Origin of the sequence: Sphingomonas nostoxanthinifaciens, from assembly GCF_019930585.1 — a bacterium.
Taxonomy (GTDB): domain Bacteria; phylum Pseudomonadota; class Alphaproteobacteria; order Sphingomonadales; family Sphingomonadaceae; genus Sphingomonas_I; species Sphingomonas_I nostoxanthinifaciens.
The window spans coordinates 3,529,102-3,553,307 of record NZ_CP082839.1 but is presented as its reverse complement, the minus strand read 5'-3'; the positions used below and the strand labels follow the sequence as shown (position 1 = coordinate 3,553,307).

Here is a 24,206-nt window from a genome sequence, read left to right as displayed (position 1 = left end):
CGCATGACAGAAAGAATGCCGGGCGTGGTGTTGAACGAGGGCGGCCCCTGGGGCGGGGGCTCCGGCGGAAACGAGTCCAACGAGCCGAAGCGCCCGTGGGGCAGCGGCGGTCCGCGCCGGCGGCCCGGCCCGACCGGCCCCTCGGCGCTGGACGCGCTGATCCGGCGCGGTCGCGCGCGGCTGAGCGGCGGCGGTGGCGGCGGTCGCCATCCGGAGATCGAGCTTGGCGGCCTGTGGCGCTGGGCGGTGCTCGGCGCGTTCCTGCTCTGGATCGCGGTGACCAGCACGCACACGATCGGCCCGCAGCAGCGCGGCGTCATCACGCGGCTCGGCAAATATGCCGGTACGCTGCAGCCGGGCCTCGGTTTCTCGCTGCCCGCGCCGATCGACATCGTCACGAAGATCGACGTCGACAACATCCACGTCATCGACATCGACACCGGCGCGGATGGCGCGCAGGGCCAGAATCTGATGCTCACCGGCGACGAGAACATAATCGATCTGGCATATTCGGTGCGCTGGGACATTCGCGATCCCGAGCTTTATCTGTTCGAGCTGGCCGATCCGGACGGCACGATCAAGGAAGTCGCCGAGAGCGCGATGCGCGAGGCGATTGCCCGCGTGACTCTGAACGAGGCGATCGGCGCGCGGCGCAGCCAGATCGAGGCGCGCGTGGCCGAGCGCGCGCAGGAGATCCTCGACCGCTATCATGCCGGCGTCCTGATCCAGGGCGTCGCGATCAAGCAGGCCGATCCGCCGAGCGGCGTGATGGACGCGTTCAAGGAAGTGTCCGCCGCGCAGCAGACCGCGCAATCCTATCTCAACCAGGCGCATGCCTATGCGACGCAGGTCACCGCCAAGGCGCAGGGCGAGGCGACCGCGTTCGACAAGGTCTACGAGCAATACAAGCTCGCGCCCGAAGTGACGCGCCAGCGTATGTATTACGAGACGATGGAGAAGGTGCTGGCCAAGACCGACAAGACGATTGTCGAGGCGCAGGGCGTGACGCCCTATCTGCCGATCCAGCCGGCGCAGCGGCCGCAACCCGCGCCGCAGGGGAAGTAACATGCCCGATATGCTCAGGCGCAATCTCCTGTGGTGGGCCGGCATCGCGCTGGTGCTGCTGGCGGCCACGGCGGCGAGCCTCGCGGTGGTGCCCGAAACGCGGCAGGCACTGGTGCTGCGCTTCGGCAAGCCGGTGCGCGTCATCAACGCCTATCATCCGGGCGAAACGTTCGGCGGCACCGGCGCGGGGCTCGTCGGGCGCGTGCCGTTCGTCGAGAATCTCGTCTGGATCGACAAGCGCGTGCTGGATTTCGACATGCAGCGCCAGGCGGTGCTCTCGACCGACCAGCTGCGGCTCGAGGTCGACGCTTATGCGCGTTACCGCATCGTCAATCCGGTGCAGATGTATGTCGCGGCCGGCACCGAGCGCCGGGTGAGCGACGCGCTGAAGCCGATCCTCGGCTCGGCGCTGCGCAACGAACTGGGCAAGCGCCCGTTCGCCGCGCTGCTGACGCCCGAACGCGACGTGGTGATGGGCAATATCCGCAACGCGCTCGCCCGCGTCGCCGCGCAATATGGCGCCGAGATCGTCGACGTGCGGATCAAGCGCGCCGATTTGCCCGACGGCACGCCGCTGGAAAGCGCGTTCAACCGCATGCGCACCGCGCGCCAGCAGGAGGCGCGCTCGATCGAGGCCGAGGGCCGGCGCGAGGCGCAGATCGTGATGGGCGAGGCCGACGCCGAGGCCGCCAAGACCTATGCCGCGAGCTTCGGCAAGGATGCCAATTTCTACGATTTCTACCGTGCGATGCAGTCATATCGGACGACATTCGGCACCGATGATGAAAATCCGCGCGGTGCCGCCTCGATCATCCTGTCGCCCGACAATGACTATCTCCGTCAATTCCGGGGTTCGCGGCGGTAAGGCGCGGGCAAACGGCCATTCAATTTCCATTCAGCCGTGGATCGACACATCTTGCCGACCGTTCCATCGGCGCGAATCTGACGCCGCTCAGCATTTCCCAGGAGAATTCCGTAGTGCGCTATGCTTATGCCCTGACCGGAGCCATGTTGGTCGGTGGTGCCGCCGCGACGGTCGTCCTGCAGCAACCACTCGGTGCGCAGGTCGCGCAGAACGCGCCGTCGCAGATGGCCGCCTCCGCCCCGCGCGGCGCGCCGATGAGCTTCGCCGATCTCGCCGCGAAGCTGCAGCCGGCAGTGGTCAACATCTCCACCACGCAGAAGGTGCAGGTTCCCCAGCAGCAGAATCCGTTCGCGGGCACGCCGTTCGGCGACTTCTTCCGCCGCTTCGGCGGGCAGGGCGACGATAATGGCGGCGGCAACGGTGGTGGCAGCAATGGCGGCGGGAGCGGCGGCACGCCGGCGACGCGCGATGCGGTGTCGCTCGGCTCGGGCTTCATCATCTCGGCCGACGGCTACATCGTCACCAACAACCACGTCATCTCGGGCATCCCCACCGAGCAGGGCAAGGTGACGGTCACGTCGATCACGGTCACGCTGCCGGATCGCAAGGAATATAAGGCGACGGTGGTCGGCAAGGACGCGACCTCCGATCTCGCCGTGCTCAAGATCGATGCGCAGAACCTGCCGTTCGTGCAGTTCGGCGATTCCACCCACACCCGCGTCGGCGACTGGGTGATCGCGATCGGCAATCCGTTCGCGCTCGGCGGCACGGTCACCGCCGGTATCGTCTCGGCGATCCACCGCAGCATCACCGCTGGCCCCTATGATCGCTACATCCAGACCGATGCGGCGATCAACCAGGGCAATTCGGGCGGCCCGATGTTCGATCTGAACGGCAACGTCGTCGGCATCAACACGGCGATCTACTCGCCCTCGGGCGGCAATGTCGGCATCGGCTTTGCCATCCCGGCCGAGCAGGCCAAGCCGGTCGTGCTGCAGCTGATGAAGGGGCAGAAGATCCGTCGCGGCTATCTCGGGGTCGCCATCCAGCCGATGGACGAGAGCATCGCCGCCGCGCTGAAGCTGCCCAAGGATCGTGGCCAGCTCGTCGCGCGCGTCGAGTCGGGCCAGCCCGCCGCCAAGGCCGGCATCCAGCAGGGCGACGTCATCACCCGCGTCAACAATGTCGAGATCACGCCGGACAACACCCTGTCCTACATCGTCGCCGGCCTGCCGGTCGGCGCGCACGTGCCGATCGACCTGATCCGCAACGGCAAGCCGATGACCTTCACTGCGGTGCTGACCGAGCGGCCGTCGGAGGACAAGATCGCCTCGGCCGAGGACGGCGACGACGATAACGGCCCGACCACGCCCGAGGGCCAGAGCGCGCCCGCATCGGTGCGCAGCGCGCTCGGCATCTCGCTGCAGACGCTGACGCCGGCGATCGCGCAGCAACTGGGCGTCACCACCGCGCGCGGCGTGGTCGTGACCAGCGTCGATCCGTCGAGCGACGCAGCGTCGAAGGGCCTGCAGCAGAAGGACATCATCCTCGCCATCGCGCAGCGCCCGGTGTCGAACGGGGCGGATGCGGCGGCGGCGGTCGATGCCGCCAAGCGCGCCGGCTTCAAGACGATCCTGCTGCTCGTCCAGCGCGGCAACCGCCCGGCCATCTACCTGGGCGTCGATCTGGTCGCGGGCAAGTAAGCAGGGGCTTCGGCCTCCCCTCTCGCCGTCACCTCGGAAAAGTCCGGGGTGACGGGAGGGGCGGCGAAGGCTCTGCTTAAGACCCAGCAGGGCAGGCGACGATCGCGCTCGGTGCGGGCCGCGGGCCTTCGGCGTGATAGAGCGCGAGATAGCCGCCGGCCTGCGGCATGCTGACCCGCTTGGTCAGCGCATAGCCGACCGCCCGGAACTCGCAGTCGAGATCGGCCGGCGGCGTGCCATGCGCCTGCGTCGGCCGATCGGCGTCGACCACCACCACCTGTCCGTCGGGGCGCAGCGCCGGGCGCAGCTTCCATAGGAACTCGTAGGGCGACGCGATCTCGTGGTACATGTGGACCATGAAAGTCCGGTCGAAGCTGCCCGCGGGCAGCTCCGGATCGGCGGGCTTGCCGAGCTTGACCGAGACGTTGTCGAGCCGATCGCGATAGACGCGGTCGGCCAGCGCATCGTGATAGGCCGGCACGATATCCTCGGCGAGGACGCGGCCGTCCTTGCCCACCTTCGCCGCCAGCCTGATGGTGTAATAGCCCTCGCCCGCGCCGAGATCGGCGACGGTCATGCCGGGGCGGATGCCGGCCGCCGCCATCACCGCGCCTGCCTCGCGCCGCCGGTCGCGTTCGCTCTCGTTCGACCATTGCGGCGACACCGTCGGGGCGACCGAGCGGTGCACGGTCGGAAAGCCGTCGCCGGTGCGGTCCGCCGTCGCGCTGCCGTGTTTGGTGCAGCCGGCCAGCAGCAGGAGCGCCGTCAGCGCGACTGCTCTCACTCGACGTCCTCGACCTCGACCGTCTCGCCGGTCACGCGCTGCGACAGCGCCGCCGCCATGAACTTGTCGAGATCGCCGTCGAGGACATCCGATGGCGCGGTCGAGGTGACGCCGGTGCGCAGATCCTTCACCAGCTGATAGGGCTGGAGCACGTAGGAGCGGATCTGGTGGCCCCAGCCGATATCGGTCTTGGTGGCGTTCTGCGCATTGGCCACCGCCTCGCGCTCGGCGAGTTCGCGCTCGTAGAGGCGCGCGCGAAGCTGGTTGTAGGCCTCGGCCTTGTTCTTGTGCTGCGAACGCTGGTTCTGGCACTGCACGACGATGCCGGTTGGAATGTGCGTGATGCGGACGGCGGAATCGGTCGTGTTGATGTGCTGGCCGCCCGCGCCCGATGCGCGATAGGTGTCGATGCGCAGGTCGCTCTCGTTGTAATTGACCTCGATATCGTCGTCGATTTCCGGATAGACCCAGACCGACGAGAAGCTGGTGTGGCGGCGCGCCGCGCTGTCATAGGGGCTGATGCGGACGAGGCGGTGGACGCCGCTTTCGGTCTTGGCATAGCCATAGGCATTTTCGCCCTTGAGCAGCAACGTGGCGGACTTGATGCCCGCCTGCTCGCCCGAATGGTGGTCGATCAACTCCACCTTCATGCCGCGCCGTTCGGCCCAGCGCGTATACATGCGCTGCAGCATCTCGGCCCAATCCTGGCTCTCGGTGCCGCCGGCGCCGGCGTTGATCTCGACATAGCTGTTATTGGCGTCGGCCTCGCCCGCGAGCAGCGCCTTGATCTTGTCGGTCTCGGCGCGCGCGGCGAGCGCCGCGAGCGACTCCACGCCCTCGTCGACCAAAGCAGTATCGCCCTCGGCCTCGGCCATCTCCATCAGCTCGACCGTATCGGTGCGCTCGCGGTCGATCGTGTTGACGGCGGCGATCGCCTCGTCCAGCCGGCGCCGCTCCTGCATCACCGCCTGCGCCGCCTTGGGATCGTCCCACAGCTTCGGATCCTCGACGCGGTTGTTCAACTCGTCGAGGCGGCGCACGGCGCGGTCCCAGTCGAGGAAGCGGCGGACCAGCGCCAGCGCGGCGTCGATCTGGTCGATATGGGCTTGCGCTTCGGCGCGCATGATCTTTGTCCTTGTTTTCGTTTGCCACCGTTCGGCCTGAGGAACCGCTGAGCCTGTCGAAGCGGCGTCTCGAAGGCCCTTCGAGACGGGTCTTCGCCTGTGCTCAGCCCCTCCTCAGGGCGAACGGCGGGGGATTGAGAGTCATCTAGTAAATACCCCCCGTCGCCTGCAAGAAGTCGCTGTCGCTGCGGATCGCGCGCTTCTCGGCCGGGCGCTGGGCGAGCTCAGCCTTGCCGATCACGCGGCGGGGCTCGCTTTCGGGCTTGAACGCCTCCCAGATGACGGGCGACAACGGATCGGGCGACGGCCACGCGCCGAAGATCTTGCGGCCCGAACGTCGGTCGATCGTCACCATGCGGATGCCCGGCGCGACCTTGAACGGCACCACCGGCATGTCCTTCATCGCCACCGTCGCGAACTGGCGGAAGATCGGCGCGGCGATCGTGCCGCCCTGCGCATAGCCGCCCATCGGGCGCGGCTTGTCGTAGCCGATATAGACGCCGCCGACGAGATCGGCCGATCCGCCGACGAACCAGACGTTGGTCGGGCCGGTGTTCGTGCCGGTCTTGCCGAACATCGGCCGGCCGAGATCGCGCAGCGCCGTGGCGGTGCCGCGCTGGACCACGCCCTCCATGATGTGGACCATCTGATAGGCGGTCATCGCGTCGATCACCTGGTGGCTGCGCGGCCGCGGCCGCGGCATCGCGCCGCCATTCCAGTCGGGCGCGTTGCAGCCCTCGCACGGCCGCTCGTCGGCGCGCCAGATCACCTTGCCGTGGCGATCCTGCACATAATCGATCAGCGAGGGGGTGAGCGACCGGCCCTGATTGGCGAGCTCCGAATAAGCGTTGACCATGCGCAGTACGGTCGTCTCGCCTGCGCCCAGCGAATAAGCGATGTAGGGCGGATAGGTGCCCACGCCGAAATCCTTGGCGACGCCGACCACCTTGTCCATGCCCGCCTGGCTGGCGGCGCGCACCGTCATCAGGTTGCGCGACTGCTCGACGCCCCAGCGCATCGTCTGCGGGCCCGCATAGCCGCCGGAGAAATTGCGGAAGCATTTGGTGCCGAGCTGCGCGGTCTGGAACACGCAGAACGGCCCGTCGACGATGATCGAGGCGGGTGTCATCCCGCTTTCCAGCGCCGCCATGTAGACGAACGGCTTGAACGACGAGCCCGGCTGGCGGAACGCCTGCGTCGCGCGGTTGAACGGATGGTGCGAATCGAACCCGCCCTGCATCGCGAGCACCTGACCGGTGTGCGGATTCTCGACCACCATGCCGCCCGACACGTCGGGGATCGAGCGCAGCGCCCAGCCCGATCCGGCGGGCGCCACGATCACCACGTCGCCCTTGTGCAGGAAGTCGAACGCGCGGCCACCGATGCCGCGCTTCGGTGCCGCCGCGCCCCATGGGAAAAGCTGCGAGGTCGTCCCGTCGGCGAAGCCGAGCTGCGCGCTGGCGGGCGATTTCTCGAGGATCAGCGCCTTGCGCCAATTGGCATAGCCGGTGCCGAGATCGAAGCTCGCAAGCTTCGCCGCCCAATCGTCGCCAATGTCGATATGGCCCGAACGGCCGCGCCAGCCGGCGGCCGCCTCGAACCGGACGAGGCCATCGCGCAGTGCCTGCTCGACCGCCTTCTGCGCGGCGGTGTCGAGCGACGAGCGCACCCACAATCCGCCGGCATAGACGCTGTTGGCGCCGTCATTGTCGTCGGTGCCGTATTTGGCGATCAGCTCGCGCCGCACCTCTTCCATATAATAACCGTCGAACGCGCGCTCGGCGTCGCGGCGTGCGTCGGAGCGCGCGACCGTGCCGAGCGGGGAGGCGTCCGCGGCCGCTTCCTGCGCCGGCGTGATATAGTTGTTCTCGCGCATCTGCCGCAGCACGTAGGAGCGGCGATCGCGCGCGCGCTCGGCGTGGCGATCGGGATCGTAATTGGCTGGCGCGCGCGGCAAAGTGGCGAGGTAAGCGGCCTCGGGCAGGGTCAGCTGGCCCACGTCCTTGCCGAAATAGGCCAAGGCGGCCGCCTGCACGCCATAAGCGTTACGGCCGAGGAAGATCTGGTTGAGGTAAAGCTCGAGGATCTGCTGCTTCGACATCGCGCCTTCGATGCGGAAGGCGAGCACGGCCTCTTTGATCTTGCGCGTCGGCGAATATTCGTTGCCGACGATCAGATTCTTCGCGACCTGCTGGGTGATGGTCGAGCCGCCATGCGCGCGCTCGCCCGACCCGTATTTGGTCACATATTCGTAGACGCCGTTGAGGAAGGTCAGCGGGTTGACGCCGGTATGATGGAAGAAGGTCTTGTCCTCGGCCGAGATGAATGCCTGGACGAGCTGCGGCGGAAATTCGTCGTAGGAAAGCTGCACGCGCCGCTCGCGCGCGAAGCTGTAGACCGGGGTGCCGTCGATCGCGCGCACGTTGGTCGGCAGCGGCGGCTCGTAGGCAAGCAGCGCCTGCGCCGAGGGCAGGTCGCGCAGGAACAGCGCCCAGAGCAGGCCATAAGCGGCGGCCAGCAGCACGAGCGCGGCGAGGCCCCACCGCACCCAGCGGCGCGCGAACAGGTGCGAAAGGCGGCCGGACCCGTGGGGCAGGCGGGGGAGAGCGAGCTTCACGCGCGTCGGACTAGATCAGGTCGGGCCGATTTGCACGCAGCAGATGGCGTGGCCGCTCGCGGCTCAGCCCGGCTTCCGGAAGCGGTAGAGGAACTTGTCGGTCTTGCCGCGGATCGCGGGATCGAACACCTTGGCGGTGTGTGGATCGTCGGGGTTCGCCAGCACCGACGACTCCCCATCGAACTTGAAGCCCGCCGATTCGATTTCCTTGCGTACCGCCGCCGGATCGACGCGGTGCAGGTCGCTGGTGTTGGCGAAGCCCGAGCCCGCGGGCGCGACATGGTCCATCACGACGAACACGCCGCCGGGGCGCAGCGCGTCGAACACGCGCTTGTCGAACGCGGCGACGTCGACCCCGCCCAGATTGTGCAGGTCGTGATAATTTTCCGACGTCCAGACGATGTCGATCGTGCCGGGCGGTGCCGGCGCCATCAGCGGATCGTGCGAGATCATCACGTTGCCGCGCCCCGGCTCGGCGATCACCGGCTGGATCGCCGGCAGCGCCTTGGCCACCTTCTGCGCGAATTCGTCGGGGACGTAGGCGATCACCTTGCCCTTCGGGCCGACCGCAGCGGAGAACAAGCGGGTGAAATAGCCGCCGCCCGGCACCAGATCCATCACCACCATGCCGGGCTTCACGCCTGCGAAGGCGAGCATCTCGGCAGGCTTGCGCTCGGCATCGCGCGCCGTGTCGGCGGCGGGGCGGCCGGGATCGGCGATGGCGGCGGCATAGCCGGCCGGCGCTGCCGAGAATGCGGGCGATGCGACGGCCAACGCCGCTGCGACGATGCAGGCACGGATCATGGTATGTCCTCCCCGTTCCTGGTCCGCTCGACCAGTTGGCGCGCGAAATGCGCCTCGACGGCATGTCGTACGCCCAGCGCGATCTTGTGGCGATAGCTTTCGGAGGTGAGCAATGCGAGATCGTCGTCGTTCGAGATATAGCCCGTCTCGAACAAGACCGAGGGCACGTCGGGCGCCTTCAGCACCATCAGCCCGGCGAATTTGTGGAAGGTCGATTTGAAGCCGATCGTCGGCGCAAGTTCGCGCTGGAGCAGGCTGGCGAAGGCGGACGAATTGTTCATGGTCTCGCGCTGGGCGAGGTCGATCAGGATCGACGAGACGTCGTTCGATTCTTCGGAAAGGTCGATGCCGTTGATGACGTCGGCCTTGTTCTCGCGCGCCGCCAGCGCAGCGGCGACGCGGTCCGACGACGTGTCCGACAATGTGTAGATGCTCGCCCCGCGCGCCAGCGGGGTCGGCGCGCTGTCGCAGTGGATCGAGATGAACAGATCGGCATGGAGCGCGCGCGCAATCTCGCGCCGCTCGGCCAGGACAAGGAAGCGATCGTCGGAGCGGGTGAGCGCGACCCGCACGCGTCCGCTGTCGACCAGCTCGTCGCGGATCGTCTTGGCGATCCGCAATGCCACGTCCTTCTCGTCGACGCGCCCGTCGGACGACGAGGAGCCGGGATCGTGACCGCCATGGCCCGCGTCGATCACCACCAGCGGCAGCGAGCGGTCGCGCGGCCCCTCGACCTTGGGCAGCGCGAGTTGCGCCGGGCGCGGCGGGATGCGCGCCGTGGCGCGATTGGGCGGCGGCGCGGCGCGCGCGGACACCACCGGCAGCGTCAGCAGGAGGAGGGCGAGGGCAAAGCGCACAATTCTTGCCTAGCGTATCGCCGGCGCGCTGTGAATCCGCCCGGATCGCCGCCACTTGCGCCGTTATCGCCGCGTCGCCACATGGGCATTTGTCGTTCGGGAGCTATGGGTTGCCGGGCGTCAGGGTAGGTGCTACGCACCCCTGTCCGGTCGGAGGCTATCAACCAGCCCATCCCGCGCCGGTCCGTGCCGGCGCGGCGTATCGCGGCCGGCGAGCCCAGGTTGAAGCTGCATGCACCATTTTTTCCCCACGTCCAGCCGATCCGCCGAGGGGCGGGGCTGGCGCGCGAGGGACGTTTGCGCGCCGATCGTCGACGCGCGTGGGCCTGCGGCAGAGGCAAAGTCCATCATCATCGGGAGCGTCGCTGGGCGTGAAGACGCCGAAGCCCCGCTTCCATTTTATCGCGCTCCGCGCCGCACGGCGGCACGGCGGAGCGCCCGGAGAACAATAAATGTCCACGCGCATGTTGATCGACGCGCGCCACCGGGAAGAAACCCGTGTGGCGGTCGTCAAGGGTAACCGCATCGAGGAATTCGATTTCGAGTCCGAAGAGCATAAGCAGCTCAAGGGGAATATCTATCTTGCCAAGGTGACGCGGGTCGAGCCGTCCTTGCAGGCCGCGTTCGTCGATTACGGCGGCAACCGCCACGGCTTCCTCGCTTTCTCGGAAATCCATCCCGATTATTATCAGATCCCCAAGGAGGATCGTGAGGCGCTGCTCCGCGAAGAAGCCGAGCATGCCGCCGAGGAAGAGGCGCTGCGCGCCCGCGAGGATGACGACGACGACGATGTCGACGCGATCGAGCGGCTCGACGACGACGGCGCGCGCGAGACGCTGGACGCCGCCGAGGATTATGAAGACGAGCATGGCGACGAGGATTCGCCGGCGCCCAAGCCCGTCTCCACCGGCGGTGGCGACGATGGCGCGGCGGAATCGCTGCGCCAGAAGCGGATGAGCCTGCGCCGCCGCTACAAGATCCAGGACGTCATCCGCCGGCGCCAGGTGCTGCTGGTGCAGGTCGTCAAGGAGGAACGCGGCAACAAGGGTGCGGCGCTCACCACCTATCTCAGCCTGGCCGGCCGCTATTGCGTGCTGATGCCGAACACCAGCCATGGCGGCGGCATCAGCCGCAAGATATCGAACGCGGCCGATCGCAAGCGGCTGAAGTCGATCCTCGCCAATCTCAACCTGCCGAACACGATGGGCTGCATCGTCCGCACCGCCGGGCTGCAGCGCACCACGCAGGAGATTCGCCGCGACTTCGATTATCTCGCCCGTTTGTGGGACGATATTCGCGAAGCGACGCTCGGCTCGACCGCCCCCGCCGAAATCTATCGCGACAGCGATCTGGTGAAGCGCGCGATCCGCGACATCTATTCGAAGGATATCGACGAGGTCATCGTCGAGGGCGAGGATGGCTATCGCGCCGCGCGCAACTTCATGAAGTTGCTGATGCCGGCGCATGCCCGCAAGATCGCGCCTTATTCGGACGCGGTGCCCTTGTTCCAGCGCTATGGCGTCGAGGATCAGCTCGCGGCGATGTACCAGCCGGTCGTGCAGCTGAAGTCGGGCGGCTATATCGTCATCAACCCGACCGAAGCGCTCGTCTCGATCGATATCAACTCGGGCCGTTCGACGCGCGAGCACAATATCGAGCAGACCGCGACCGCGACCAACCTCGAAGCCGCGCAGGAAATCGCGCGCCAGCTCCGCCTGCGCGACATGGCGGGCCTCGTCGTCATCGACTTCATCGACATGGAGAACGGTTCGAACAACCGTAAGGTCGAGAAGGCGATGAAGGAGGCGCTGAAGAACGATCGCGCCCGCATCCAGGTCGGCCGCATCTCGTCGTTCGGGCTGTTCGAGATGAGCCGGCAGCGTCTGCGCACCGGCATGCTCGAGGCGTCGACGCGGCTCTGCCCGCATTGCGAGGGCACCGGCTTCATCCGCACCGCATCCTCGTCCGGCCTGCAGGCGCTGCGCCTGCTGGAGGAAGAGGCCGCACGCGGCCGCGGTTCGCACCTCGTGCTGCGCGCGAGCCAGGAAGCGGTGCTGTACGTCCTTAACCGCAAGCGCGCGGAGCTGGCCGATATCGAGGAACGCTATGGCGTCGTGATCGAGATCATCAGCGACGGTCGCCCGGAGGGTGCGCGCATGGCGGTCGAGGCATCGGGCATGCCGCCGAGCCACGCGCCGCGCCTGCCGCAGCCGATCGTGCCCGAGCCCGACGACGACATCGTCGACGAGATCGAGGACGAGGAAGACGAAGAGGCCGCGGCACCGGAGCAGCGCGAGGAGCGCGCCGCCGAAGGAGGCGAGGATGGCGAAGGCCGTCGTCGTCGCCGCCGTCGCCGCCGTCGTGGCGGGCGCCGTGACGCGGTCGAGGGCGAGGCCTCGAACGAGGACGGCGAAGCCGCTTCGGACGATGACGGCGTCGAAGACATGGCGCCGGTCGAGGCCGACGCCGAGACCGAGGCTGGCGAGCCGGTCGAAGTCGTAACGGGCCAGGAAGAGCGTCCGCGTCGCGGTCGTCGTGGCCGGCGCGGTGGTCGTCGCGATCGCGGCGGCGCCGCCGAGGCCGTCGAGGCGGAGGCCGCCCCGGCTGCGGAGCCGGTCGAGGTCGTCGCGCCCGAGCCGGTGGCTGAAGCCGAGCCGGTGGTCGAAGCGGCCCCGGTCGCCGAGGAGGCCGCACCGACCGCGCGCCGCCGTCCCCGCGCCCGCAAGGCTGCAGCCGAGGCTCCGGTCGCCGAGCCGTTGGTCGAAGCGGCACCCGCACCGGTGGTCGAGACGCCGGTCGCGGAGCCGGCTGTGGCCGAGGAAGCGCCCAAGCCGCGTCGTGGCCGTCGTAAGGCGGCTGCTGCGCCGGTGAGCGAGGAGGCTGTCGAGCCCGCACCCGTGGCCGCCCCGGCGCCGACCCGTCGTCGCCGTGCGGCTGCTGCGGTCGCCGAGCCGGTCGTGGCTCCCGAGGCCGAGCCGGTCGAGGCGCCGGTCGAGGCCGTAGCGGCCCCGGACGCCGCCGAGGACGCATCGGGCGAGGCGCCGCGTCGCGGCTGGTGGCAGCGCACCTTCGGCGCCTGATCGATCGACCCCCGCTCCCGCGCGATGTGCGGGGGCGGGGCGTTCGTCAGACCCGGTTCAGCGGCATTGGCGAAAGGGTGAGCGGCATGCATCCTCGATTCCGCGTCCTCCATCTGCTGTTCGCGCTGGTCATGCTGCTCGTCGGCGCGCGCCCGGCGCTCGCGCAGGAAGTGTTGCGCGACGCCGAGACCGAGCAGTTCCTGCAGGACATTTCGGCGGGCATGGCCAAATCCGCCGGCCTCAGCCCCGGCGCGCTCAAGCTGGTGCTGGTGCGCGATCCGGAGATCAACGCGTTCGTCGCGGGCGGCCAGATCATCTACATCAATTCGGGCACGATCGAGCGCGCTGATGACGTCAGCGAGCTGCAGGGCGTGATCGCGCACGAGCTCGGCCATATCGAGGGCGGCGATGCGGTGCGCGGCGACGCCGCCGCGGTCACCGCGACGCGCGTAACCCTGCTCAGCCTGCTGCTCGGCGCCGCTGCGATCGCCGCCGGCGCGCCCGAGGCGGGCATGGCGGCGATGATGGCCGGTCAGTCCGCAGCCGAGGGCAAATACCTCGCCTACGGCCGCCAGATCGAGGGCAGTGCCGACGCCTCGGCGGTGCGCCATCTCAACGACGCGCATCTGTCGGGCAAGGGCATGATCAGCTTCTTCGAGAAGCTGAAGCAGGAGGAATATCGCCTCACGCCCAGCTTCACCAAGATCGATCCTTATGCGGTCGACCACCCGATGACCGACGATCGCCTTGCCGTGCTGAGCGTCGACCTCGCGAAATCGCCTTACTGGAATACGCCGATCATCCCGGCCGATCAGGCGCGTTTCCTGCGCATCAAGGCCAAGCTGGTCGGCTATCTCGAAGATCCGCCGATCGTGATCAATCGCTACCCGCTGAGCAACAACAGCGTGCCCGCGCGTTACGCGCGTGCCTATGCCTGGCATCGCGGCGGCTATCCGCAGAAGGCGCAGGAGGAAATCGACAACCTGCTCGCCCAGGCGCCGCACGATCCCTATTTCCTCGAGCTCAAGGGACAGGTTCTGCTCGAATCGGGTGATCCGAAGCGGGCGATCCCGCCGTTGCGCGAAGCGGTGGCGCAATCGCGCTCCACGCCGCTGATCGCCTCGCTGCTGGGCGACGCGCTCGTCGCGACCGAGGATCCCGCCGATTTCAAGGAAGCACAGCAGGTGTTGAAGGTCGCGGTGCAACGCGACGGCGAGAATCCGCAGGCCTGGTATAATCTCGGGCTCATCTATACCCGGCTGGGCGACGAGGGGCGCGCCAATCTGGCGAGCGCGGAGCGCTACAGTCTCGAAGGCAACCAGCAACGCGCGGCCGCCAATGCCGAGATGGCGCTGCGCGGCATCCCGGTCGGCACGCCCGATTATCTGCGGGCACAGGATATCGCGCTGACCATGCAGGACAGCGGGAAGAAGAAGAGGCGACGATGAGCGATCGAACGGTGCGGCTCCGCCGTGCAATGGCGGGCATGGGCTTCGCCGCACTGGCAGGCGCCGCATTGGGTGCGGCAGGCGCGCGCGCAGCCGAACAGGCGCCGGATCGCGCCGCGCTCGAATCGGTGATCCACGACTACATCCTCGCCCATCCGGAGATCATTCCCCAGGCGATGGAGCGGCTGCGCGCACGCGAGACGGCCGACGCCATCGCGGCCAACCGCGTCGCGATCGAGACGCCGTTCGCGGGCGCGTGGGCCGGCAATCCAAAGGGCGACGTCACGCTGGTGATGTTCACCGATTACAGCTGCGGCTATTGCCGTGCGAGCGCGCCCGATATCGATCGGCTGCTCGCCGAGGATCCCAAGCTCAGGGTGGTGTGGCGCGAGATCCCCGTGCTCGGCCCGCAGAGCGAGGTCGCCGCCCGGCTGGCGCTCGCCGCCGCCAAGCAGGATCGATACCCCGCTTTCCATCGCGCGGTCTTCGCCGGCGGTCGCGCCGACGATCCGCACCTCGCCGCGGCCGGGCGGCAGGCCGGGCTCGACACTGGCCGCGCCACGGCGGATCGCGGCGGCGCCGACATCCAGCACGAGATCGACACCAATATCGCGCTGGCCCAGCGGCTCAGCGTCTCCGGGACGCCCGCCTTCGTCATCGGCGATCACATGTTGAGCGGCGCGGTCGGCCATGATGCGCTGGCGCAAGCGATCGCCGCAGCGCGCAAAAGCTAACGCGCGTTAACGAACATTGCAGACGCGTCATGTTTGCGTCGTAGAACGACATTCGCGCGCAAACCGATGGCCTTAGCTCGATCCTCACGGGGGTTCGAGCGAGGCGAACATGCAGTCGACGAACTGGCAGATTCAAACATTACGGCGCGAGGCCGCGCGGTGCGAACGGCTATGCGCGGGCTCCTACGATCCCGCGCTGTGGACGCAATTGCTGTCGCTTGCGCGCGAATATCGCAGCCGGGCGGCGGCGATGGAAGCGGGCGGGAGGATGGCGGCATGAGCGCGTTCCAGATCTTCGGCGCGCTGGTCAGCCTCGCGGTGATCGGCTTCGCCATCACCGTGATCGAGCATGCCCGCGCCGTGCTGCGCGACGGGCGCGGCTCGAAGCACGGGCGTGTCGCGTCGCGCATTCCGACCGCGGAAGGATCGTGCGACCGCCGGCGCGACTGATACCGGCCGGGATCTCTGCGGCTCCCTTGACCGCGCTCGGGCGTTGCGCGATTCGACGTCGACACAGCCGGGGCCGCAATGATCCAAACCGAAACGTCGTTCGATGCACCTTGGCCCGACTTCGATTGGGAAGGGCTGGCCGCGCGCGCGGTCGAGGCGGCGCTGATCGCCAGCCCACACGGCCCGATCGCCGCCGCCGACTATACCGCCGAAGTGTCGGTTCGGCTGACCTCCGACGAGGAGGTGCGCACGCTCAACCGCGATTACCGGCAGAAGGACAAGCCGACCAACGTCCTCTCCTTCCCGATGGTGCAGGACGATCTGGTCGAGACGCTCGACAATTCGGACGATGGCGAGGTGCTGCTGGGCGACATCGTGCTGGCGCACGGCGTCACCGAACGCGAGGCGGCGGAAAAGGGCGTCAGCCTGCAGGATCATGCCACCCATCTCGTCGTCCACGGCATGCTCCACCTGCTCGGCTTCGATCACGAGCGCGGCGAGGACGAGGCCGAGGCGATGGAGGAGATGGAGCGCGCCGCGCTCGCCCGGCTGGGCATCGCCGATCCTTACATGGTGCGCGAGGCGTGACGCACGTTCCGGGATGACTGAAGGCTTGTGACCTTGTATCGGGCGGGACGTAAGAAGGACACGTAACGCCAACCATGCCCGACGACAGTAGAAGCGGCGCCGACAGCGGGAGCGGACGCCTTTGGGCCGGAGTCCGCGGCCTGCTGTTCGGCACCGAGGCCGAGCCCACCCTGCGCGACCAGATCGAGGAAGCGATCGAGGAGCATGAGGACGACGCCCCCGTAAAAGGCGACCTGTCCAGCCCCGAGCGCCAGATGCTGCGGAACCTGCTCGACTTTGGCGAGCGCACCGCCGGCGATGTCGGCGTGCCGCGCGCCGACATCGTCGCGGTGCCGGAGGATATCGCCTTTCACGAACTCGTCACCGCCTTTGCCGAGGCGGGGCACAGTCGCCTGCCGGTCTATCGCGACAGCCTCGACGAGGTGGTCGGCATGATCCACGTGAAGGACGTGTTCGCGATCCTCGCCAAGGGCGAAGCGCCGCCGGAGACGCTCGACAGCCTGATCCGCCAGCCGCGCTACGTGCCCGAATCGATGGGGATCATTGATCTGCTGGCCGAGATGCGAACCCACCGCACCCACCTTGCGATCGTACTCGACGAATATTCGGGCACCGAGGGGCTGGTGACGATCGAGGACATCGTCGAGGAGATCGTCGGCGAGATCGAGGACGAGCATGACGATGCGCCGCAGGCGAACCTCGTGCCGCTGATCGACGGGATCTGGGACGCCGACGCACGCACCGAGCTGGACGAGGCGGCCGATGCGGTCGACGCCCGGCTGGCGGACGTGGACGAGGATGTGGATACGCTGGGCGGTCTCGCGACCGTGCTTGCCGGCCACGTGCCTCAGGCGGGCGAGACGGTGACGCATCCCTCCGGCTGGCGGCTTGAAGTGACGGCGGCCGATCCGCGCCGGGTGACGCGGCTGCGGCTCCATCCGCCCGCCACCAGCCCCGAAGACGATTGATGCCTCCTTTTCACTCATAGGACGTTGCGCGGCCATGCTGAAGCGTATCCTGATCGCCCTCGCCGTGATCGTCCTGCTCGCCGTGGTGGCGGGCGGGGTGACCTATGTCATCTCCAACAATGCGCAGACCGCGCGGCTGGACATTTCGGCCGGGCAGGGCACCAAGCCCCAGATCGGCGAGCCGCGCACCGGGCTGATCCCGCTGGTCAAGCTCGCCAAGCCGATCGGCTGGGCGCAGGGGCAGATGCCGACGCCCGCGGCCGGCCTGAAGGTCCAGCCGTTCGCGACCGGGCTCGATCATCCGCGCTGGCTGCTGCCGCTCGCCAATGGCGACGTGCTGGTGGCGGAAACCAACGCCCCGCCCAAGCCCGAGGACAACAGCGGTTTCCAAGGCTGGATCGAGAAGAAGATCATGGGCCAGGCCGGCGCCGGCGGGCAGAGCCCCAACCGGATCGTCGTGCTGCGCGATGCCGACGGCGACGGGATTGCGGAAAGCCGCAGCGTGCTGCTGAGCGGGCTCAATTCGCCGTTCGGCATGGCGCTGGTCGGCGGCCAGCTCTACATCGCCGACACCGATGCGCTGCTGCGCGTACCCTTCACGCCGGGGCAGACCAGCGTCGCCGCGCGGCCGGAGAAGGTGCTCGATCTGCCCGGCGGCCCGATCAACCATCACTGGACCAAGAACGTCGTCGCCAGCCCCGACGGCACCAAGCTGTACGTCACGATCGGCTCCAACTCGAACGTCGGCGATCGCGGCGCGAAGGCCGAGGTCGAGCGCGCGCGGATCTGGGAAGTCGACGTCAAGACCGGCGCGCACCGCACCTATGCCTATGGCATCCGCAATCCCAACGGCATGGCGTGGGAGCCCGAGACCAAGCAGCTCTGGATGGTGGTGAACGAACGCGATGGGCTGGGCTCGGACATCGTGCCCGATTATCTCGCCCTGGTGCAGTTTGGCGGCTTCTACGGCTGGCCCTGGTATTATTGGGGCGGCGTGGTCGACAGCCGGCCCAAGGACGAGGACGGCGACAATCTGCAGGAAACGGTGATCAAGCCCGATTACGGGCTCGGCGCGCATACCGCCTCGCTGGGGCTGACCTTCGCGGAAGGCGCGAAGCTCGGGCCGGCCTTCGCCAACGGCGCCTTCATCGGCCAGCACGGATCGTGGAATCGCAAGCCGCCGTCGGGCTACAAGGTGGTGTTCGTGCCCTTCGTGAAAGGCCGCCCGACCGCCAAGCCGGTCGACGTGCTGACCGGCTTCCTCGACGACAAGGGACAGGCGCATGGCCGCCCGGTCGGCGTCGTGGTCGATCGCGCCGGCGGGCTGCTGGTGGCCGACGATGTCGGCAACGCCGTCTGGCGGGTCAGCGCGCGCTGACCCGTTCGCCTAGCGCATCAGCCGGTGCGGCCACGCCGAGGGCGGCGGCGGCAGGTCGAGCGGGCGGACCGGCGAGGGCGTGTCGATCAACCGGTCGAGCAGCGCCTGCCCGTCGCGCCATGCCGCGAGGCCCGAGGCCGCGTTGATGTGGCCGATCGCGCCCGCATCGACGAACGTGCAGCCCCAATTGCCCGCCATCTCGGCCGACCGCTCGATCGACGCATAAGGATCGTCGCGGCTGGCGACGAGCATGGCACGGAAAGGCAGCGCCATCTTCGGCGCCGGCGCGAAGCGCGCCAGACGGTGGCAGATGCCGGCCTGGTCCACGTCGGGCGGCGCCACCAGCAGTGCGCCCTTCACGCGATGCGCGGCCGCGTCGCCGACGAAGCTCGCCCACCACGCCAGCGCGAGGCAGCCGAGGCTGTGCGCCACCAGCACGACCGGGGCAGGCGCAGCGCTCACCGCCTGATCGATGCGGCTCATCCAGACATTGCGATTGGGGTCGTCCCACAGGCCGAGCTCGATACGCTCGCAATCGCCGCGCTCCGCCTCCCAGATTGTCTGCCAATGGCCGGGCCCGGAATTGCCGAGCCCCGGAATGGTCAGACACAAGGGTGAGCGGCCAAGATCCTCTTCGAACATGCGAGCCTCCGCTCCGTCTTTGAACCCAGAGTGGTGTAGTAGGGATTCGCGATCAAGCGGGGGCCGCCGATAATTCGGCCAGTTGGCGTATCTGCGCGACGGGCGCCGGGCTTTTGCAAAGATCGCAATCGATACGCCGCCGAATCGGCGCGTGCGATTTGTCCGGCAGCCGCTATATGCGCCGCAACCAACTTCAATCAGGACGCTTCATGGCCGCGATCGACTGGGACCGGATCGACGATCTCAAATATCAGGATGAGGGCGAATCGCTGCGGGCGCTGCTCGCGCATGCGCCTTTGACGCAGGACGAACGCGGCGAGATCGAACGCTCCGCCGCCACGATGGTACGCGCCGCGCGTGCCTCGGCCGACCGCCAGGGCGTGGTCGAAAGCTTCCTCCAGCAATTCTCGCTCGGCACGCGCGAGGGGCTGGCGCTGATGTGCCTTGCCGAGGCGCTGCTGCGCACGCCCGACGCCGACACGCGCGACCGGCTGATCGCCGAGAAGATAGGCTCGGCCGATTGGGCGGCGCATCTCGGCCAGTCGGACAGCCTGTTCGTCAACGCTTCCACCTGGGGCCTGATGCTGACCGGCAAGCTGATCGACGTCGACGACGAGGCGAAGAGCGACGTCGGCGGCTGGCTCAAGCGGCTGACCCAGCGCGTCGGCGAGCCGGTGATCCGTCAGGCGGTCGGGGCTGCGGTGCGGATGATGGGCGAGCAGTTCGTGCTCGGCCGCAACATCGATGCGGCGCTGAATCGTGCGCGCAAGGAAGGCTATCTCTGTTCGTTCGACATGCTGGGCGAAGGCGCGCGCACGACGCACGACGCCGAGCGATACGAGCAGATCTACGCGAATGCGATTCGCTCGGTCGGCAAGGCGCGTGTCTCCGGCACCGCGCCCGAGGACGGCCACGGCGTGTCGGTCAAGCTCTCCGCACTCAGCCCGCGCTACGAGGCGGTGCAGGAGGCGCGCGTCTGGGCGGAGCTTTATCCGCGCATCAAGCGGCTGGCGCTGATCGCCGCCGAGCACGACCTCAACTTCGCGATCGACGCGGAGGAGGCGGATCGCCTCGTCTTGTCGCTCAAGTTGATCGACCGGCTGGCGCGCGAGCCCGAACTCGGCACCTGGACCGGGCTCGGCGTGGTCGTGCAGGCCTATCAGAAGCGCGGCCTCGCCGTGATCGAGGCGCTGAAGCGGCTGTCCGAGGATAGCGGCCGGCGCATCATGGTCCGCCTCGTCAAGGGCGCCTATTGGGACAGCGAGATCAAGCGCGCGCAGGTGGCCGGTCGCCCGGGCTATCCGGTGTTCACCACCAAGCCCGGCACCGATTTGTCCTACCTCGTCTGCGCCGACGCGCTGATCAAGGCGGCGCCCGCGCTCTACCCGCAATTCGCGACGCACAACGCCCACACGCTGGCGGCGGTGCGGCTGATGGGCGCGCGCGCCGCCACGCGGATCGAGCATCAGCGCCTGCACGGCATGGGCGAGGCGCTCTACAAGGCGGCAGGCTCGAACAACGCCGTGCTGCGCGCTTATGCGCCGGTGGGCGGGCATGAGGAATTGCTGCCCTATCTGGTGCGTCGCCTGCTCGAGAATGGCGCCAACACCAGCTTCGTCCACGCGCTGCTGAACGATCGCGTCCCGGCCGAGGATGTGGTGCGCGATCCGATCGCCGAGATCGAGGCGCGGCCGTTCGCGCATCCGCGCATCCCGCTGCCGGCGGAGATTTACGGGCCGCAGCGGCGCAATCCGCTCGGCCGCGATTATTCGGTGCGCGCCGCGCGCGAAGTGGCGCAGCGCGCCACGAGCGGCATCGCCGCCGAGACGCTGACCGCCGGGCCGATCGTCGGCGGGCGCCTGCTCAAGGGCGTCGGCGCCAAGCCGCTGATGAGCCCGGTCGACAAGACGATCCTGATCGGCGGGGTGTCCGAAGCGTCGCCGGCCGATATCGACGAGGCCGCCGCGCGCGCCGCGCGCGCCCAGCCCGCATGGGATGCCAAGGGTGGCGTCGGCCGCGCCGTCGTGCTGCGCGCGATGGGCGATGCGCTGGAAGCCGACATGGACCGGCTGGTCGCCCTGCTGTCGCGCGAGGCCGGCAAGACGCTCAATGACGGCGTCGCCGAGGTGCGCGAGGCGGTCGATTTCTGCCGTTATTATGCGGCGCTGGCGGAAAAGCAGTTCGCCGGGCTGGAGACGCTGCAGGGCCCGGTCGGTGAGACCAACCAGCTCGAGCTGCGCGGGCGCGGTACCTTCGCCTGCATCAGCCCGTGGAATTTCCCGCTGGCGATCTTCACCGGCCAGGTGGCGGCGGCGCTGGCGGCGGGCAATGCCGTGCTCGCCAAACCCGCCGAACAGACGCCGTTCGTCGCGGCGGAGGCGGTGCGCCAGTTCCACAAGGCCGGGCTCGATCCCGACCTGCTCGCGCTGCTGCCCGGCGACGGCGCGACCGTCGGCGCGGCCCTGACGGCGCATGACGGCATCGACGGCGTCGCCTTCACCGGCGGCACCGATACGGCGCGTGCGATCAACCGCACATTGGCCAATCGCGACGGACCGATCCTGCCGTTCATCGCCGAAACCGGCGGCCTCAACGGGCTGTTCGTCGACACGACCGCGCTGCGGGAACAGGTCGTCGACGACGTCATAGTATCGGCGATCGGTTCGGCGGGGCAGCGTTGTTCCGCGCTCAGGGTCCTCTTCTTGCCCCAGGATTCTGCGGACGAACTGATCGCCACCCTCGCGGGCGCGCTCGACGTGCTGGTGGTGGGCGACCCCGCCGATCCCGCGACCGATGTCGGCCCGGTGATCGACGCCGATGCGCGCGCCTTGCTGGACGCGCATGTCGCGCGGCTGGAGCGCGAGGCCAAGATCGTGGCGCGGCTCGACCCCGGTCGCTGGGGTGAGAAGGGCAGTTATTTCGGCCCCATCATCGCCGAGGTGCCGCGCCCCGACTTCCTCGAACGCGAGGTGTTCGGCCCGATCCTGCACATCTACCGCTACGATCCGGCCGATCTGGAGAAGGTCGCCGGCACGCTCGCCGCGCGCCGCTACGGCCTGACGCTGGGGGTCCACACCCGCATCGAACGCTTCGCGCGCGAGGTGCGCGATCTCGTTCCGGCCGGCAACGTCTACGTCAACCGCTCGATCATCGGCGCGGTGGTCGGCGTGCAGCCGTTCGGCGGTGAGGGCCTGTCGGGCACCGGCCCGAAGGCGGGCGGCCCGCACTCGCTGCTGCGCTTCGCGACCGAGCGCGCGCTGTCGGTCAACATCACCGCGCAGGGCGGCGATCCGGCGTTGCTCAACCTGTAGGCGTCCAACTCATCTGCCGTCACCCCGGCGCAGGCCGGGGTCCAGGGCTGCAAATGCCCTCGCCCGCCGCCCTGGATCCCGGCCTGCGCCGGGATGACGATGACGCGGCCTCGTCGCGCGAGGTTCCCTGAGCGCGGGCGACCGTCTAGATGCACCCCGATGCTCCGCCTGTCCGAACTGAAGCTGCCGCTCGATCATGCGGCGGGCGCGATCCCGCAGGCGATCGTCGCGCGGCTGGGCATCGCGCCCGGCGATCTGCTCGCGTGGGAGATCGCGCGGCGCGCCAATGATGCGCGCAAGAAGAGCGCGATCCTGCTCGTCTATTCGATCGACGTGACATTGCGCGACGAGGCGGCGGTCCTCGCCCGGCTGGCCGGCGACCCGCACGTGCGGCCGACGCCCGACACCGACTACCGCTTCGTCGCCCGTGCTCCCGAAGGGGCGCCGCGCCCGGTGGTGATCGGCGCCGGGCCGTGCGGGCTGCTCGCCGGGCTCGTCCTCGCGCAGATGGGGTTTCGCCCGATCATCCTCGATCGCGGTACGATGGTGCGCCAGCGCACGAAGGATACGTGGGGGCTGTGGCGCCGCTCCGAGCTGGCGCCCGAAAGCAACGTCCAGTTTGGCGAGGGCGGCGCGGGCACCTTCTCCGACGGCAAATTGTGGAGCCAGATCAAGGATCCGCGCCATCTCGGCCGCAAGGTGCTGACCGAGTTCGTCAAGGCCGGCGCCCCGCCCGAGATCCTGACCGAGGCGCATCCGCACATCGGCACCTTCCGGCTGGTCACGATGGTCGAGCGCATGCGCGCGACGATCGAGAGCCTCGGCGGCGAATATCGGTTCGGGACGCGGGTGGTCGATCTGGATTTCGACGCGGATCACGCCGTGCGCGGCCTGCACCTGCACGATGGCGGCTATCTGGCGGCGGACCGGGTGGTCCTCGCCATCGGCCATAGCGCGCGCGACACCTTCGCCATGCTCCACGCGCGCGGGGTGCATGTCGAGGCCAAGCCCTTCTCGATCGGCGTGCGGATCGAGCATCCGCAATCGTGGATCGATCGCGCGCGCTTCGGCCCGTGCGCGGGCCACCCCGATCTGGGCGCGGCGGCCTATACGTTGTCGCACCACTGCGCCGATGCGCGCACCGTCTACAGCTTCTGCATGTGCCCCGGCGGGCGCGTCGTCGCCGCGACATCGGAGGAGGGGCGCGTTGTCACCAACGGCATGAGCCAATATTCGCGCGCCGAGTTCAACGCCAATTCGGGCCTCGTCGTCGGCATCGATCCGGCGCGCGATTTTCCGGGCCACCCGCTGGCGGGCATCGAGCTCCAGCGCAAGCTGGAGAGCGCGGCTTTTGCGGCCGGCGGCGGCGGCTATTTCGCGCCGGGTCAGCGCGTCGGCGATTTCCTCGCCGGCCGGCCGTCGACCGCGTTCGAGGTGGTGCAGCCCTCCTACAAGCCCGGCGTCACGCCGACCGATCTCGCCGCGATCCTGCCGCCGTTCGCGGTGGCGGCGTTGCGCGAGGCGCTGCCGGTGTTCGGCCGCCAGATCGCGCGCTACGACGATCCCGACGCGGTGATGACCGGCGTGGAGACGCGCACCTCCTCGCCGGTGCGGATCACGCGCGGCAGCGATTTCCAGAGCCTCAACACCGCCAACCTGTTCCCGGCGGGCGAGGGCGCGGGCTATGCCGGCGGCATCCTCTCGGCCGCGATCGACGGCATCAAGGTGGCCGAGGCGGTCGCGCGCAGCATCATCGGCGGTGACGCCACCGCCGCGGCGGCGTAGGAG

The 24,206-nt window shown here is 68.6% G+C and carries 18 protein-coding genes and 1 pseudogene; 13 read left to right on the top strand and 6 right to left on the bottom strand.

Translation table 11 applies throughout. The features are described 5' to 3' along the window. The first annotated feature begins 3 nt into the window (after positions 1 to 3). The 3 genes from hflK to K8P63_RS16860 all read left to right on the top strand — a co-directional run bounded on the left by hflK (position 4) and on the right by K8P63_RS16860 (position 3,633). Positions 4 to 1,065: an FtsH protease activity modulator HflK gene (gene hflK / locus K8P63_RS16870; protein WP_223797164.1), complete on the top strand. Its 1,062-nt coding sequence runs from the start codon at positions 4 to 6 to the stop codon at positions 1,063 to 1,065. A 10-nt stretch (positions 1,066 to 1,075) separates the two neighbouring features. Continuing rightward, positions 1,076 to 1,930 (top strand): protease modulator HflC, encoded by an 855-nt coding sequence (gene hflC / locus K8P63_RS16865; RefSeq protein ID WP_398288919.1) that lies wholly within the window; start codon positions 1,076 to 1,078, stop codon positions 1,928 to 1,930. Positions 1,931 to 2,043: 113 nt separating this feature from the next. Further along, on the top strand, positions 2,044 to 3,633 hold the full coding sequence (locus K8P63_RS16860) for a Do family serine endopeptidase (RefSeq protein ID WP_223797162.1): 1,590 nt from the start codon (positions 2,044 to 2,046) through the stop codon (positions 3,631 to 3,633). A 76-nt stretch (positions 3,634 to 3,709) separates the two neighbouring features. Here the strand turns inward: K8P63_RS16860 and K8P63_RS16855 are convergent, their stop codons facing one another. From K8P63_RS16855 to K8P63_RS16835, 5 genes and pseudogenes are all read right to left on the bottom strand, one after another. Next, positions 3,710 to 4,417, bottom strand: a complete 708-nt coding sequence (locus K8P63_RS16855; protein ID WP_223797161.1) for a class I SAM-dependent methyltransferase — start codon at positions 4,415 to 4,417, stop codon at positions 3,710 to 3,712. Continuing rightward, positions 4,414 to 5,541: a peptide chain release factor 2 gene (gene prfB / locus K8P63_RS16850; RefSeq protein ID WP_223797160.1), complete on the bottom strand. Its 1,128-nt coding sequence runs from the start codon at positions 5,539 to 5,541 to the stop codon at positions 4,414 to 4,416. The genes K8P63_RS16855 and prfB overlap by 4 nt, the downstream gene beginning before the upstream one ends. A gap of 145 nt (positions 5,542 to 5,686) precedes the next feature. After that, complete coding sequence (locus K8P63_RS16845; RefSeq protein WP_398287846.1) at positions 5,687 to 8,158, bottom strand: penicillin-binding protein 1A; 2,472 nt, start codon at positions 8,156 to 8,158, stop codon at positions 5,687 to 5,689. A gap of 63 nt (positions 8,159 to 8,221) precedes the next feature. Beyond that, on the bottom strand, positions 8,222 to 8,962 hold the full coding sequence (locus K8P63_RS16840) for a class I SAM-dependent methyltransferase (RefSeq protein ID WP_223797159.1): 741 nt from the start codon (positions 8,960 to 8,962) through the stop codon (positions 8,222 to 8,224). Then, a pseudogene (locus K8P63_RS16835) lies at positions 8,959 to 9,777 on the bottom strand (N-acetylmuramoyl-L-alanine amidase family protein); the annotation flags it as partial. The pseudogene K8P63_RS16835 and the gene K8P63_RS16840, both read right to left, overlap by 4 nt. 494 nt (positions 9,778 to 10,271) lie before the next feature. Between K8P63_RS16835 and K8P63_RS16830 the strand changes: the two are divergent. From K8P63_RS16830 to K8P63_RS16795, 8 genes are all read left to right on the top strand, one after another. Continuing rightward, positions 10,272 to 12,899 carry an Rne/Rng family ribonuclease gene (locus K8P63_RS16830; RefSeq protein WP_223797157.1) on the top strand — a complete coding sequence of 876 codons (2,628 nt, stop codon included), beginning with the start codon at positions 10,272 to 10,274 and terminating at the stop codon, positions 12,897 to 12,899. Positions 12,900 to 12,985: 86 nt separating this feature from the next. Next, positions 12,986 to 14,347 carry a M48 family metalloprotease gene (locus K8P63_RS16825; RefSeq protein WP_223797156.1) on the top strand — a complete coding sequence of 454 codons (1,362 nt, stop codon included), beginning with the start codon at positions 12,986 to 12,988 and terminating at the stop codon, positions 14,345 to 14,347. Beyond that, the gene (locus K8P63_RS16820; protein ID WP_223797155.1) at positions 14,344 to 15,081 is read left to right on the top strand and encodes a DsbA family protein; all 738 of its coding nucleotides are present in this window, start codon (positions 14,344 to 14,346) and stop codon (positions 15,079 to 15,081) included. Before K8P63_RS16825 ends, K8P63_RS16820 begins: the two co-directional genes overlap by 4 nt. 109 nt (positions 15,082 to 15,190) lie before the next feature. Beyond that, positions 15,191 to 15,361, top strand: coding sequence for a hypothetical protein (locus K8P63_RS16815; RefSeq protein WP_223797154.1), 171 nt, complete (start codon positions 15,191 to 15,193; stop codon positions 15,359 to 15,361). Beyond that, positions 15,358 to 15,531, top strand: a complete 174-nt coding sequence (locus K8P63_RS16810; protein ID WP_223797153.1) for a hypothetical protein — start codon at positions 15,358 to 15,360, stop codon at positions 15,529 to 15,531. Before K8P63_RS16815 ends, K8P63_RS16810 begins: the two co-directional genes overlap by 4 nt. 78 nt (positions 15,532 to 15,609) lie before the next feature. Next, on the top strand, positions 15,610 to 16,119 hold the full coding sequence (ybeY, locus tag K8P63_RS16805; RefSeq protein WP_223797152.1) for an rRNA maturation RNase YbeY: 510 nt from the start codon (positions 15,610 to 15,612) through the stop codon (positions 16,117 to 16,119). A 74-nt stretch (positions 16,120 to 16,193) separates the two neighbouring features. Further along, on the top strand, positions 16,194 to 17,087 hold the full coding sequence (locus K8P63_RS16800; RefSeq protein ID WP_223797151.1) for a hemolysin family protein: 894 nt from the start codon (positions 16,194 to 16,196) through the stop codon (positions 17,085 to 17,087). A 34-nt stretch (positions 17,088 to 17,121) separates the two neighbouring features. Then, positions 17,122 to 18,465 (top strand): PQQ-dependent sugar dehydrogenase, encoded by a 1,344-nt coding sequence (locus tag K8P63_RS16795; protein WP_223797150.1) that lies wholly within the window; start codon positions 17,122 to 17,124, stop codon positions 18,463 to 18,465. Positions 18,466 to 18,474: 9 nt separating this feature from the next. Here the strand turns inward: K8P63_RS16795 and K8P63_RS16790 are convergent, their stop codons facing one another. Continuing rightward, complete coding sequence (locus K8P63_RS16790; RefSeq protein WP_223797149.1) at positions 18,475 to 19,107, bottom strand: RBBP9/YdeN family alpha/beta hydrolase; 633 nt, start codon at positions 19,105 to 19,107, stop codon at positions 18,475 to 18,477. 209 nt (positions 19,108 to 19,316) lie between these two features. Here K8P63_RS16790 and putA point away from each other — a divergent pair, with 209 nt between their 5' ends. Together putA and K8P63_RS16780 are read left to right on the top strand one after the other, a co-directional pair. After that, positions 19,317 to 22,418 carry a bifunctional proline dehydrogenase/L-glutamate gamma-semialdehyde dehydrogenase PutA gene (putA, locus tag K8P63_RS16785; protein WP_223797148.1) on the top strand — a complete coding sequence of 1,034 codons (3,102 nt, stop codon included), beginning with the start codon at positions 19,317 to 19,319 and terminating at the stop codon, positions 22,416 to 22,418. 159 nt (positions 22,419 to 22,577) lie between these two features. Beyond that, positions 22,578 to 24,203 (top strand): NAD(P)/FAD-dependent oxidoreductase, encoded by a 1,626-nt coding sequence (locus tag K8P63_RS16780; RefSeq protein ID WP_223797147.1) that lies wholly within the window; start codon positions 22,578 to 22,580, stop codon positions 24,201 to 24,203. The last annotated feature ends 3 nt before the right edge of the window (positions 24,204 to 24,206 follow it).